The organism is Novosphingobium sp. P6W (assembly GCF_000876675.2).
GTDB lineage: Bacteria > Pseudomonadota > Alphaproteobacteria > Sphingomonadales > Sphingomonadaceae > Novosphingobium.
This window is the reverse complement of sequence record NZ_CP030353.1, coordinates 1,943,761-1,956,205: the sequence shown is the minus strand read 5'-3', so window position 1 is coordinate 1,956,205 and position 12,445 is coordinate 1,943,761. Positions and strand designations below refer to the sequence as shown.

The 12,445-nt window shown below is 67.2% G+C and carries 13 protein-coding genes; 2 read left to right on the top strand and 11 right to left on the bottom strand.

Annotation, left to right across the window (positions count from 1 at the left end; all coding sequences use genetic code 11):
* Positions 1-102 precede the first annotated feature (102 nt).
* On the top strand, positions 103-981 hold the full coding sequence (locus TQ38_RS24530) for a LysR family transcriptional regulator (protein ID WP_052505514.1): 879 nt from the start codon (positions 103-105) through the stop codon (positions 979-981).
* A gap of 126 nt (positions 982-1,107) precedes the next feature.
* On the opposite strand, the gene TQ38_RS24525 is transcribed toward TQ38_RS24530, so the two are convergent.
* From TQ38_RS24525 to TQ38_RS24495, 7 genes are read right to left on the bottom strand one after another with little or no spacing between them, the layout of a single operon-like run.
* Positions 1,108-1,881 (bottom strand): enoyl-CoA hydratase-related protein, encoded by a 774-nt coding sequence (locus tag TQ38_RS24525; protein WP_043970314.1) that lies wholly within the window; start codon positions 1,879-1,881, stop codon positions 1,108-1,110.
* A complete protein-coding gene (locus TQ38_RS24520; protein ID WP_043970312.1) occupies positions 1,878-2,870 on the bottom strand; it encodes a nitronate monooxygenase family protein in 993 nt (330 codons plus the stop codon). Before TQ38_RS24520 ends, TQ38_RS24525 begins: the two co-directional genes overlap by 4 nt.
* Complete coding sequence (locus tag TQ38_RS24515) at positions 2,870-4,030, bottom strand: acetyl-CoA C-acetyltransferase (protein ID WP_043970310.1); 1,161 nt, start codon at positions 4,028-4,030, stop codon at positions 2,870-2,872. Before TQ38_RS24515 ends, TQ38_RS24520 begins: the two co-directional genes overlap by 1 nt.
* Before the next feature lie 3 nt (positions 4,031-4,033).
* Positions 4,034-4,837, bottom strand: coding sequence for an enoyl-CoA hydratase/isomerase family protein (locus TQ38_RS24510; RefSeq protein ID WP_043970308.1), 804 nt, complete (start codon positions 4,835-4,837; stop codon positions 4,034-4,036).
* Positions 4,834-5,907, bottom strand: coding sequence for a phosphotransferase (locus TQ38_RS24505; RefSeq protein ID WP_043970306.1), 1,074 nt, complete (start codon positions 5,905-5,907; stop codon positions 4,834-4,836). The genes TQ38_RS24510 and TQ38_RS24505 overlap by 4 nt, the downstream gene beginning before the upstream one ends.
* The gene (locus TQ38_RS24500; RefSeq protein ID WP_205316145.1) at positions 5,894-7,087 is read right to left on the bottom strand and encodes an acyl-CoA dehydrogenase family protein; all 1,194 of its coding nucleotides are present in this window, start codon (positions 7,085-7,087) and stop codon (positions 5,894-5,896) included. Before TQ38_RS24500 ends, TQ38_RS24505 begins: the two co-directional genes overlap by 14 nt.
* Positions 7,084-7,845 (bottom strand): SDR family NAD(P)-dependent oxidoreductase, encoded by a 762-nt coding sequence (locus TQ38_RS24495; RefSeq protein ID WP_043970759.1) that lies wholly within the window; start codon positions 7,843-7,845, stop codon positions 7,084-7,086. Before TQ38_RS24495 ends, TQ38_RS24500 begins: the two co-directional genes overlap by 4 nt.
* Positions 7,846-7,993: 148 nt before the next feature.
* Between TQ38_RS24495 and TQ38_RS24490 the strand changes: the two genes are divergently transcribed.
* On the top strand, positions 7,994-8,629 hold the full coding sequence (locus TQ38_RS24490) for a TetR/AcrR family transcriptional regulator (RefSeq protein ID WP_043970303.1): 636 nt from the start codon (positions 7,994-7,996) through the stop codon (positions 8,627-8,629).
* 8 nt (positions 8,630-8,637) lie between these two features.
* Here TQ38_RS24490 and TQ38_RS24485 read toward each other — a convergent pair whose 3' ends face one another.
* The 4 genes from TQ38_RS24485 to TQ38_RS24470 are packed head-to-tail and all read right to left on the bottom strand — an operon-like array spanning position 8,638 to position 12,444.
* On the bottom strand, positions 8,638-9,741 hold the full coding sequence (locus TQ38_RS24485; protein WP_043970300.1) for an NAD(P)-dependent alcohol dehydrogenase: 1,104 nt from the start codon (positions 9,739-9,741) through the stop codon (positions 8,638-8,640).
* Between the two features lie 11 nt (positions 9,742-9,752).
* Positions 9,753-10,553, bottom strand: a complete 801-nt coding sequence (locus tag TQ38_RS24480) for an SDR family NAD(P)-dependent oxidoreductase (protein ID WP_043970299.1) — start codon at positions 10,551-10,553, stop codon at positions 9,753-9,755.
* Positions 10,554-10,555: 2 nt separating this feature from the next.
* Complete coding sequence (locus TQ38_RS24475; protein WP_043970297.1) at positions 10,556-10,984, bottom strand: GFA family protein; 429 nt, start codon at positions 10,982-10,984, stop codon at positions 10,556-10,558.
* Complete coding sequence (locus TQ38_RS24470) at positions 10,981-12,444, bottom strand: aldehyde dehydrogenase (protein WP_043970295.1); 1,464 nt, start codon at positions 12,442-12,444, stop codon at positions 10,981-10,983. Before TQ38_RS24470 ends, TQ38_RS24475 begins: the two co-directional genes overlap by 4 nt.
* Between the last annotated feature and the right edge of the window lies 1 nt (position 12,445).

The following is a 12,445-nucleotide window of genomic DNA, read 5'->3' as shown; positions in this document are numbered from 1 at the left end:
CGCTTGGAAGCGGACACGCTGGCATAAAGCCATAGCAATTCCATTACCAATTTGCGATAGGATATACGCTATTTCGATAACCCTTGGAGTGCGGAAATGGACATGCGCCAGTTGCAGCGGTTCGTTGCGGTCGTGGACAACGGCAGCTTCAACCGTGCGTCGGAGGCGCTGGCGGTCTCACAGCCCTCGCTGACGCGAAGCATCCAGTTGCTCGAGGGTACGCTGGAGGCCCCTCTGTTCGAGCGAGGGCCGCGCGGCATCGTCCTCACTCCGGGCGGCGAGGAACTGCTACCCCGAGCCCGCTTGATCTTGGCTGAGCGCGATCGAGCCCTCGCCGCGCTGAGAAGTCTCACCGGGAAGCGGGCACAGACCATCAGCATCGGGGCAGATGCCTCGTTCTCGATGCAGCGGCTTCCCGTGGCGCTTGCCAGGCTGGCGATCACGCATCCCATGGTCCACGTGACCGTAAAGGAAGGACCGCTCAGCGAAATGCTGGATCTTCTGCGCGAGGGTGCCGTCACCCTGGTATGTGGGGCGCGCGGCCCGCTGCTCGATCTGGGAGAACTGGAATTCCGGCCGCTCGCGACAGAGCGCGCAGGTGTCATCCTTCGTGCAGACCATCCGCAGGCGCGGGCGCGCCGGATCCGGTTGCAAGATCTGAAGGCCGACAGGTGGATCGTGCCCGACCACCCGGCGCTGGAAGAAGGATGGCGTACGATCTTTCGGGACGCCGATCTGCCAGCACCGCCGATCGCACTGCGCACGTCCTCGCTGCACGTCGTCAAAGGCTGCCTGCTGTCGGGGCCATTCGTCTCGCTGGGCGACCCCAGCAGCTTCGCAGAAGAGATTTCAGCCGGCCGTCTGGTATGTCTCGACACCGGCGCCCTGCGCTACGAGCGACCCGTGGGCGTGTTCAGGCGCCCCGGCATCAAGCCAAGTGAAACGGAACGTGCGCTCAGTAGACTGCTCCAAAGCTCCTAGCTGTTCCATCTTGCCAAAAAACGAGTAAATCCGGAGCGGGCACGCCGGTTGGCTGCGATTTCGCAGAAGCCATTTCTTCCGAACGCCGCGTTGCCAAGCCTCACGTGCAAGCTTTAAGGCGCAGCTTTAACGTCCCTTCCACTCTGGCACTCTTTTGGCGGAGAACGCTTTCGGTCCCTCGACATAATCCTCCGAAGCAAACATCGCCTTCATCGCCGGATAATTCCATTGGTCGGCGATTGCCTGGTCATAAGGTGTCGACAGGCCGAGCCTAACCGCTTCTTTCGTTGCGCGCACAGACGAGGGGCTGGCGACGAGTATTTCGACTGCCCACTTACGCGCAACATCCAGCACATCGCCTTCGGCAATCTCGTTGACGAAGCCGAGCGCGTGCCCCTCCTGCGCAGAGACGCGCCGTCCGGTCAGCAACATGCCCATGGCATGTTTGGCGCCGATAACTTGCGGCAGGATCTGGATACCTCCGCCCAGCGCCGCCAGCCCAACGCGAACCTCGGGCAGCGCAAAAGCTGCATGGGCCGCCGCCACCACGATGTCGCAGGCCAGCGCCAGCTCTAGGCCGCCGCCCATCGCCACGCCGTTGACGGCGGCGATCACCGGCTTGTTCAGCCCCTTGCGCCCTGTCAGTCCGCCGAAGCCGTTGGGCGGCGATACCAGTTCCCCGCTCGCCGCCTGCTGCTTGAGGTCGTGCCCGGCGCAGAACGCCTTCGGTCCTGCCCCGGTGACGATGGCGACCCACTGATCGTCGTCCGCCGCGAAGGCGTCGAAGGCCGCGTTCATGGCGACCTGCGCGTCGTTGTTCAGGGCATTGCTCGCCTCGGGCCGGTTGATGGTGATGATCGTCAGCGCCCCTTCGCGCGTGACGGTGACGAGATCGCTCATGCCATCACCTCGTCCGCGACCATGCCCGCCAGCCGCGAGACGATGATACCTTGTGCGTCCCGCACGATCCGGCCGACCAGTTCGGCGCAGGTCGGAATGTCGTGGATCAGGCCCTGTACCTGCCCGGCCCACACGAGCCCGGCGTCGAGATCACCCGTCTCCAGCGCCGTGCGGCCCTTCGCGCCCGAAACCAGCGGGCGAATATCCTCGAACACGGCGCCGTCGCGGGTGGAAATCTCCACCACCCGGTCAGAGACGCTGTTCTTGGCAACGCGGCCGGTATTGTGGAACTTGCGGAAGATCAGGTTCGTGCCGCGCTCGTCGTTGTCGACGATGAACTGTTTCACCCGTTCGTGGATCGGCGCTTCCACCGTGGCGCAGAAACGGGTGCCCATGTTGATGCCGTCGGCGCCCAGCGCCAGCGCAGCGGCAAGGCCGCGTCCGTCGCCGAAGCCGCCGCTGGCGATCATCGGGATCGTCAGCTTGTCCGCCGCCGCCGGGATCAGGATGAGGCCCGGAATATCGTCCTCGCCCGGATGGCCCGCACATTCGAAGCCGTCGATCGAGATCGCGTCCACGCCCATCCGCTCGGCAGAAAGCGCGTGCCGCACCGCCGTGCACTTGTGGATCACGGTGACGCCGTGTGCCTTGAAGTCCTCGACATGCTCCTGCGGGCGGTGGCCTGCGGTTTCCACGATGGTGACGCCGCTGTCGATGATCGCGCGGCGGTATTCTGCGTAAGGCGGCGGGCTGACCGAAGGCAGGATCGTCAGATTCACGCCGAATGGCTTGTCGGTCATCCTCCGGCAGCGATCGATTTCGCGGCGCAGGTCGTCGGGCGTGGGCTGGGTCAGCGCGGTCAGGATGCCGAGGCCGCCCGCGTTGGACACCGCCGCCGCCAATTCTGCGCGGCCCACCCACATCATGCCGCCCTGGACGATTGGATGCTCGATACCGACAAGTTCGGTGAAGCGCGTGCGCAAGCCCATCACAGCGCCTCCAGGATGGTAACGTTGGCGATGCCGCCGCCTTCGCACATGGTCTGCAGACCATAGCGCTTGCCGCGCGCCTTCAGGGCGTGGACAAGCGTGGCCATCAGCTTGGTGCCGCTTGCGCCCAGCGGATGGCCGAGCGCGATGGCGCCGCCGTTAACGTTGAGCCGCGAGGGATCGCCGCCGAGCGCCTTGAGCCAGGCCAGCGGCACCGGCGCAAAAGCCTCGTTCACTTCGTAGAGGTCGATATCCTCGATCCGCATGCCGGCGCGCTTCAGCGCCTTTTGCGTCGCGGGGATCGGTTCCTCCAACATGATGATGGGATCGCCCGCCGTCACCACCATATCGACAATACGCGCGATCGGGGTGAGGCCGTAGTCCTTGAGCGCCCGCTCCGACACCACCAGCGCGCCCGAGGCACCGTCACAGATCTGGCTGGCATTGGCGGCGGAAATCACGCCGCCCTCCTCAAGCAGCCTGACCGAGCCGATGCTTTCCAGCGTCGCGTCGTAACGGATGCCCTCGTCAGTGACTTGGGGCACGCCGTCCACGTCCAGCGGAACGATCTCGCGCTCGAACACGCCCGCCTGGGTGGCGGCGGCAGCACGGCGGTGGCTTTCCAGCGCGAAACGGTCGAGCGTCTCGCGATCGAAGCCGTACTTGGCAGCGATCATCTCGGCGCCGCCGAATTGGCTGAAGGTCTCCACCCCGAAGCGGCCCTGGATGCGCGGGCTGAACGGGCCGACGCCGACGCCTTCCCTCGTGTGATAAGCCGTGTTGGAGAACATCGGCACGCGGGTCATGCTCTCCGCGCCCGCCGCGATCACCACGTCCTGCATGCCGGACATGACCGCCTGCGCCGCAAACTGCACCGACTGCTGGGACGAACCGCACTGCCGGTCGATGGTGACGGCAGGCACGCTGACCGGCAGCTTGGAGGCCAGCACGGCGTTGCGCGCGAAGGCGAAGGCTTGTTCGCCCGCTTGGGTCACGCAGCCGAGGATGACGTCCTCGACCACCGCCGGGTCCAGCCCCGCGCGGTCCACCAGCGCGTTGAGCACCTCGCCCGCCATGTCGGCAGGGTGCCATCCCGCGAGCTTGCCGTTACGGCGCCCGCCGGCGGTGCGGACGGCTTCGACGATGTAGGCTTCGGCCATGTGTCAGACTCCCTTGAAGTTGCCGGGCTTGAAGTTAGGCGCGCGCTTTTCGAAGTAGGCGGCAAGGCCCTCGCGGCATTCGGGTGCGGCGCCCGATCGGGTGATCGCCGCGACTTCGCGTTCCAGCTGTGCTTCGAGGCTGGTTTCGAGGCTCTGGCGCAGCAGCGCCCGCGCCGCGCCGAGCGCACCCACGGCGGCATCGGCAAGGCGGACGGCCAGCGCATCGCCCTCGGCGGCCAGCGCCTCGTCAACGACGGTGCGGGTGACGAGGCCGATCGCTTCGGCCTCGTCGGCCTTGATGCGGCGGTTGGTGAGAATGATCTCCTGCGCCTTGCGCAGTCCCACCAGGCGCGGCAGCCACCAGCTCATGCCGCCGTCCGGCGTCAGGCCAAGCGTGCCGTAAGCGGCGGTGAAGTGCGCCGAACGTGCGCAGAGTACCACGTCGCCGCCGATCGCCAGGCTGAGGCCCGCGCCCGCCGCCGGGCCGTTGACCAGCACCAGCAGCGGCTTGGCCATGCGGGCGAAGCGGGTAAGCGCCATGTGCAGCGTGCCCGCCAGCTCGCTGAGCAGCGCATCAACGTGATCGCCCGAGGACTTGAACAGCCCCACGTCGCCGCCCGCGCAGAACAGCCGCCCCGCACCGGTCAGGACCACGCAGCGGATGGCGGTATCGGTCTCGCAGCGGATGGCGATCTCTGTCAGGGCGCGGGCCATGGGCAGGTCGATGGCGTTGCCCGCCTCAGGCCGGTTGAGGGTGACGCGGGCGATGCCGCCGGCCAGGTCGAACAGGACAGGTGTCTCACTCACAGGCAGGCCTCCATGCTTTCCACCGCCAAAGCGACTATGCGCGGTAGGCTGGCGGCGCGTTCGCGGGCGTGTTCGGAGGCGGCGGTGCCCCGGAGCACCCGCCCCTTGATGCCGTGAAAGATCGCCGCCAGCCGGAAGTAGTTGAACGCAATGCAGAACGCATAGTCCTGCTCCGAAATCGGCGGGCGGCCGACGTTGCGGCAATAGGCGGCAAGATATTCGGCCTCCGACGGGATGCCGAGCGCGGCGATGTCCGCGCCGCCCAGCCCGGCGACGATGTCGGGCGGCATGCGGAACATCATCGCATGATAGGCGAAGTCCGCCAGCGGATGGCCCAAGGTCGAGAGTTCCCAGTCCAGCACCGCCAGCACGCGCGGCTCGGTCGGGTGGAAGATCATGTTATCGCAGCGGAAGTCGCCGTGGACGATGCGCGTTTCGTCGCCCGCCGGGATTGCGGTGGGAAGCCACTCGATCAGCCGGTCCATGCCTGGATCGCGACCCGCCTCGGTGTCCTCCAGATACTGGCGCGACCAGCGCGCGATCTGGCGTTCGAAGTAATTGCCCGGCTTGCCGTAGTCGCCCAGCCCCACCGCTTCCGGCTCGATCCGGTGCAGTGCGGCAATCGTCTCGTTCATCGCGGCGAAGTAGGCGGCGCGCTCCGCGTGCGGGACATCGGGGAAAGTCGCGTCCCAGAAGATGCGGCCTTCGACCATCTCCATCACGTAGAACCAGCTGCCGATGACGCTGTCGTCCAAGCAAAGGCCATGGACATGCGCCACCGGAAAGCCCGTCTTGCCCAGCGCCAACAGCACGCGCGCCTCGCGCTCGACCGCGTGGGCGCCTTTCAGCACCTGCCCCGGCGGCTTGCGGCGCAGCACGTAGGCGCGGCCCGGCGTGACCAGCTTGTAGGTGGGGTTGGACTGCCCGCCCTTGAACTGCTCGACCGTGAGCGGCCCGGCGAAGCCGTCGACATGCGCGTCCATCCACGCCGCCAGCCGGGCTTCGTCGAAGCGATAGCCCTCGCGCACGGCGCCGGTGCCGGCATTGGCAGCGGCGTCAGTGCTGCTCATGAGCTGCCTTCCAGTCACGCTTGATCTTCTTGGCAAGGCTCCACTTGTGGACTTCGGTGGGCCCGTCGTAGATGCGGAAGGCGCGGATTTCGCGGAACACCTGTTCGACAATGGTATCGCCGGTGACGCCCGAACCGCCCATCACCTGCACGCAGCGATCCGCCACCCGCATCAGCGCCTCGGACACTGCGACTTTGGCCATCGAGCTTTCCGTGCCGCCCGCCTCGCCGGCGTCAAGCACGCCGGCGCACCAGTCGATGATCAGTTCGCACTGGCGCAGATCGATCATGTTCTCGGCCAACATGAAGCCGACGCCTTCGTGGTCGATCAGCAGTTTACCGAAGGCCATGCGCCGGTTTGCATAGTCGGCGGCGATCTCATTGGCGCGGATGCACGCGCCCAGCCAGCGCATGCAGTGCGACAGCCGCGCGGGCGCTAGCCGCACCTGCGCATAGCGGAACCCCTCGCCCGACTGCCCGAGCATCTGGTCGGCAGGCACGCGCAAGTCTTCGATTGCGACGACGGCATGACCGCCGGGCATCGAGGAATCGATGGTGGTGGGCACATGCTCGATCCGGATCGCCGGGTCGGGCAGGTCGACCAGGAACATGCAGGCGCCATCCTCGGACTTCGCCATGACGATGCCCACTTGCGCGCCTTCCGCCCCGGTGATGAAAGCCTTGCGCCCGTTGATGACCCAGTGATTGCCGTCGAGATGGCAGGCCGTCCGCATCATCGAAGGGTCGGACCCGGCGCCGTTCTCTGCCGCCGGTTCGGTCATGAAGAAGGCCGAGCGCGCGCGTCCTTCCACCAGCGGTTTGAGGAAGCGTTCATTGATCGCCGCACTGCCGACCTTGCCCAGCAGGTACATGTTGCCTTCATCCGGCGCGGCGGTGTTAAGCGCCAGCGGCCCCAGCGGCGACAGACCCGAGGCGCGCAGCACCACGGCCGTCTCACGTTGCGTCAAATGACGGCCGTCGGGCAGGATGTGCGGCGTCAGGACCCCGGCGGCGCGCGCCTTGTCCTTCAGTTCGGCGACCAGTTCCTCGCTCGGGCAATCGTGGTGATCGCGGCGCGGGTCCTTCTCATAAGGCGCGACGACCTCGCGCACGAAGGCCTCGACCTTTGCGGCGATCTGCGCGGTCAGCTCGGGACCGGCACCCTCTCCCGTCCCGCTCACTTCGGCGCCATCCGGATCGCGCCGTCAAGGCGGATAGTCTCGCCGTTGAGCATCGGATTGGTGACGATGCTCTCGACCAACTGCGCATATTCGTCCGGCTGGCCCAGACGGCTGGGAAACGGCACCTGCTTCCCAAGCGAATCCTGCGCCTCCTGCGGCAATGTAGCGAGCAGCGGGGTCCAGAAAATTCCCGGCGCGATCGTCATCACGCGGATGCCGTAGCGGGCGAATTCGCGCGCCACCGGCAGCGTCAGGCCAACGATGCCGCCCTTCGAAGCGGCATAGGCCGCCTGTCCGATCTGCCCGTCGTAAGCCGCGACCGAGGCGGTGTTGACGATCACCCCGCGCTCCTCGCCGATCGGGTCGGCATCGTGCAGGCGGGCGGCGAACTTCGACAGTACGTTGAAGCTGCCGATCAGGTTGATCGTCACGATCTTCGAGAAATCCGCCAGCGGGATCGCCTTGCCGTCGCGCCCGATAACTTTGCCAGGAGGGCCGATCCCGGCGCAGTTGACGAGAATACGGGCCTTGCCATGCAGGCCCTCGGCCTCGTCCAGCGCGGCTTCGACGATGGCCTCGTCAGTCACGTTGACCGATACGAAGTGCCCGCCGATCTCGCGCGCGGTTGCCGCGCCCAGTTCGGCGTTGAGGTCGAACAGGGTCACCTTGGCCCCCGCCGCCGCCAGCCGCCGCGCGGTGCCCGCGCCAAGGCCGGATGCGCCGCCGGTCACGATTGCCGCCACGCCTTCGATCTTCATCAGGAAATCCTTTTTTTCAAACCGCCCCCCGTACCAACGCGAATCGCGTCGCCGGAAAGGCTTGAGAAACTCATTGGTTTCGTATGTACTCATGAGTACGTTGCATAACGATCAGTTTCTTGTCAATGTCGCCAGACAAGGAAAACCCGTGACGACACCTCCGCAAGATTTCATCGATTCCCCGTTCCGTTCGCCCGAGGACCGCCTTCGCGAAAAGGACCAGAAACGCGAGGCCGTGCTTCGCGCCGCCGTGCGTGCCTTCAACGCACGCGGCTTCCAGGCCGCCTCGCTCGACGAGGTGGCCGCCAGCCTGCGCATCAGCAAGCCGACGATCTACCGCTACCTCGGCAACAAGGAGCAGGTACTGCTGGAATGCATCACGCGCGGCCTTGAACTGCTGCAGGAGGCGGCGGCCGAGGCGCAGCACGAACCTGGCGACGGCCTCACCCGCCTGAAGCATTTCCTGCGCCGCTATGCCGAGATCAACATGGACGATTTCGGCCGCTGCGTGGTTCGTACCGACGACAACGTGCTGTCCGAAGAAGGCCGCGCGCATTTCCGGGCGCTCAAGCGGCGGATCGACCAGGCGATGCGCGGTCTGGTGGCTGCGGGCATCGAGGACGGCTCGATCGCGCCGCTCGACGTGCGGATGACGGCGTTCACGCTGGCGGGCGCGCTCAACTGGCCCGGCCAGTGGTACGCGGCCCAAGGCGAGCAGAGCGCTGAAACGCTGGCAGCCACCATGGTCGACGTACTGGTACGGGGCCTTGCACCGCGTTCCTGAGCGCATGGTCAGGGAATCAGCACTGCCTTGATGCACTCGCCGCTCAGTTGCGCGGCGACCGCCTCGTTGATCTGCGCGAGGGGGTATGTGCGGATCAGGCTGTCGAACGGGAAGCGACCCTCGCGGTAAAGCTCGACCAGTTGCGGGATGAAGGTCTGGAGGTCGCTATCACCCTCGACGATGCCGTGGATGCGGTGGCCGTAAGTGATGAGCGAAGCGAGGTTGATCGACAGGCTGCTCTCGGGCCGGGGCGGCACGCCGACGAGGCCCAGCAAGCCGTGGCTGGACAGCGATGCCAGCGCAGTTTCGACGACCGCCTCGCGCCCGCTGGTCTCGAAGGCGAACTCCACGCCATCGGGCAGGATCGTCCGGATCGCAGCCCCGACCTCGCCCTGTGCGGGATCGATGACGTGGGTGGCGCCCAGTTCCAGCGCCATGGCGCGGCGGGCGGCGAAGGGTTCGACGAGGATGATCGTCGCGCACTCCTGCACCACCGCGCCCATCACTGCGGCCAGGCCTACAGGGCCGCCGCCGAAGATCGCGATGCTCGATCCCGCCGGGCATGCCAGCGAGCGCATTACCCCGCCCGCGCCGGTTTGGAACCCGCAGCCCAGGGGGCCGAGCAGTTCGAGCGGCACGTCCTGCGCCTCGATCCTCACGAGGTTGCGTTCGTGCGTCACGGCATGGGCGGCAAAGGAGGATTGGCCAAAGAAGTTCGCCGAGACCGGAGCGCCGTCGATGCTGATCGCGGTAGTGCCGTCACCGCGCGCGCCTGCGTAGTTCAACGCCGGGAACTCGCGGCAATAGGAGGGCAGGTGCTCCTCGCAGCGGGGGCAGTGGCCGCAGCTGGAGAAGCCCAGCACCACCCGGTCGCCGACCGTGACCTTACTGACGCCTTCGCCCACCGCGTCGACGATCCCGGAGCCCTCGTGGCCGAGCACGGCGGGCAGCCGGATCGGGATGAACTGGTCGCGCGCGATGAGGTCGGTGTGGCACAGGCCGACGCCTGCGATCCGCACCCGCACCTCGCCCGCGCGGGGCTCGGCGAGATCGACGGGCTCGATGGTGAAATCGCCGTAAGCCTCGCGCGCGATGGCGGCGGTGGTGTGCATCTGCTCTCTCCTCAGGCTGCGGTGTAGCCGCCGTCAGCGGTGAATTCGGCGCCGGTCACGAAGGCGGCAGCGTCGCTGGCAAGGTAGGCGATCATCGGCGCGATGTCGCTCGCCACGCCGAGGCGCTTCATCGGGATCAGCGAGGCCCAGGCCGCCAGCGCGACTTCGGGCGGGATGGGGTTGCCCTCGGCATCGAGCGGCGGTTCCCAGTCGGCGCCGAGATTGGTCTGGACCGGGCCTGGCAACACGCAGTTCACGCGGATGCCCGCGCTCGCCCACTCGTAAGCGACCGCCTTGCTGAGCGCCCGCACCGCGCCCTTGGTGGCGCTGTAGGCGGCGAACTGCGCGCCCGCGACCTTGCCGTAGATCGAGGCCAGGTTGACGATCGAGGCCCCCGCCGCGCCCTGTGCGATGGCAGCCTTCATCAGCGGCTCGGCGGTCTGCATCCCGATGTAGACGCTTTCCACGTTGATGCGGTTCTGGCGGCGCAGCATCTCCACCGGTGCTTCCGAGAACGGGCGCGATATCATGATGCCCGCATTGTTCACCAGCGCGTCGAGCTTGCCGAAGCGCGCCTCCACCGCCGCCGCGCAAGTGGCCCAGGCGGCCTCTTCGCTGACGTCGTGGGCCAGCGCCAGCGCATCGCCGCCGCAACTGGTCGCCGTCTCCTGCGCGCCTGCGAGGTTGAGGTCGCTGGCGATCACGCTGGCGCCGTGGCGGGCGAGCGTCAGCGCGGTTTCGCGGCCGATGCCGGAGGCGGCGCCGGTGACCCAGCAGGTCTTGCCGGTCAGGTCTAGGATCGCGCTGGGCATGGTCATTCTCCGATATTGGAACGGGCGTGGCGCTCTGCGGCCACGGGAGGGAGCCATGGCAGGCTGCCATCGCAGTAGGCTTCGAAGGCGGGCGTCCAGCGCCCCGGTTCGTCGAGAGTGCCGCCCTTGATGAGCGTCAGCCCCGGCAGCGCGCCCGCTATCGAGACAATTGGGGAGCCGCAGGTGCCGCAGAAATGGCGCGAAACGGGCTGCCCGCTGTCGCCCATATCCTTGAACACCCGCGTCTCGCCCTGCTGGGAGTAGGCGGCATCGGTCACCGCGATGACCAGGGAAAAAGCGCTGCCGGACTGGCGCTGGCAATGGCGGCAGTGACACACGGCGGCGAGCAATGGTTCACCCTCAAAGGCATAGCGGACCTGCCCGCAAAGGCAGCCACCGGAGTTGGTCGCGGTCGTCCCAGGCTCGGTCACAGCGCCATCACTACCGATTTGGGTTCCAGATAGGCGTCGAGCACCTCACTGCCGTTTTCGCGTCCAATGCCGGACATCTTCATGCCGCCGAAGGGGAAGGCCGGGTCCGCCAGCATGACGCAGTTGACGAAAACGGTGCCCGCCTCCAGCACGGCGGAGGCCCTGTGCGCGGTGGCCAGATCGCGCGTGAAGATATGCGCGGCGAGGCCGTAGGCGCTGTCGTTGGCGAACGCGATGGCCTCCTCGATATCGTCGAACGGCGCGGTGGCGAGGACCGGGCCGAACACCTCGTCGCGCATGACTTCGGCGGTGGCGGGGACGTTCCGCAGCACGGTGGGCGCATGGTAGTAGCCGCGTTCGGGCAGCACGGCGGCAGACGGCATCGCCTCGATCCCGGCCGCCCTCGCTCGCTCGACGAAGCCCGAGACGCGCGCATGCTGGCGGGCGCTGATGAGCGGGCCTAGCTGGCTGGCGCGGTCGGCGCTCGGCCCCAGCTTCTGCGCGCTGCCCACGGCGGCGATGCCTTCGAGCACTTCGTCGTAGACCGAGCGGTGGACGTAGAGCCGCGTGCCCGCGTAGCAGACCTGGCCCGAGTTGAAGAAGCACCCCATCGCCGCCTGCGGGATCGCCGAGGCCAGATCGGCGTCGGCGCAGATGATCGAGGGTGACTTGCCACCCAGTTCCAGCGTCACACGCCGCAGGTCCGGCACCGAGGCGGCAAGGATCGCCTGTCCGGTCGCGGTCGAGCCGGTGAACGCGACTTTGGCGATACGCGGGTGCGCGGCCAGCGCCGCGCCGGTCGCACCGTCTCCGGTGACGACGCTCAGCACGCCTTCGGGCAATCCCGCAGCCCGCGCCAGTTCGACAAGCCGCAGCGCGCTCAGCGGCGTTTCCGGCGCAGGTTTCAGGACGACCGTGCAGCCCGCCGCGAGCGCGGGGGCGACCTTCCACATCGCCAGCACCAGCGGGAAATTCCACGGCGTGATCGCGGCGACGACGCCAATCGGCTCGCGCCGAGAATAGACGTGATAATCTCCCGGCGTCGCCGACAAGGTGCCTGCCCGGCCAGCCAGCTTGGACGGCCAGCCCGCATAAGCTCGCAGCCAGGAAATCGCGGCGGGAATGTCCACCGCCTCGACGATGCTGACGGGCTTGCCGGTATCGAGCGCTTCCAGCGCGGCGAGGCGCGGGAGGTCGGCTTCCATCGCATCCGCCAGCCGGTGCAACAGCCGCTCGCGCCACAGCGGGGCAAGGCCGCGCCATGCAGGCGCGCGGAACGCCTGCCATGCCGCCTCCACCACCTGATCGACGTCCGAGGCCGAGGCTACGGGGATATCCGCAAAGATGCTTTCCGAACACGGGTCAACATCGGGCAGCGTCGCGGCGGTGGCAAGCCGGTCCCCAGCCGCCGTCAGCGCCAGATCGGGCAGTTCCAGACCATCGAAACCAAGCAAAGTCATC

Excerpts from the sequence above, each read along its gene's own strand:
- TQ38_RS24530 (WP_052505514.1), top strand. The coding sequence starts at position 103 with ATGCGCCAGTTGCAGCGGTTCGTTGCGGTCGTGGACAACGGCAGCTTC.
- TQ38_RS24525 (WP_043970314.1), bottom strand. The coding sequence starts at position 1,881 with ATGAGCGATCTCGTCACCGTCACGCGCGAAGGGGCGCTGACGATCATC.
- TQ38_RS24520 (WP_043970312.1), bottom strand. The coding sequence starts at position 2,870 with ATGGGCTTGCGCACGCGCTTCACCGAACTTGTCGGTATCGAGCATCCA.
- TQ38_RS24515 (WP_043970310.1), bottom strand. The coding sequence starts at position 4,030 with ATGGCCGAAGCCTACATCGTCGAAGCCGTCCGCACCGCCGGCGGGCGC.
- TQ38_RS24505 (WP_043970306.1), bottom strand. The coding sequence starts at position 5,907 with ATGAGCAGCACTGACGCCGCTGCCAATGCCGGCACCGGCGCCGTGCGC.
- TQ38_RS24495 (WP_043970759.1), bottom strand. The coding sequence starts at position 7,845 with ATGAAGATCGAAGGCGTGGCGGCAATCGTGACCGGCGGCGCATCCGGC.
- TQ38_RS24485 (WP_043970300.1), bottom strand. The coding sequence starts at position 9,741 with ATGCACACCACCGCCGCCATCGCGCGCGAGGCTTACGGCGATTTCACC.
- TQ38_RS24480 (WP_043970299.1), bottom strand. The coding sequence starts at position 10,553 with ATGCCCAGCGCGATCCTAGACCTGACCGGCAAGACCTGCTGGGTCACC.
- TQ38_RS24470 (WP_043970295.1), bottom strand. The coding sequence starts at position 12,444 with ATGACTTTGCTTGGTTTCGATGGTCTGGAACTGCCCGATCTGGCGCTG.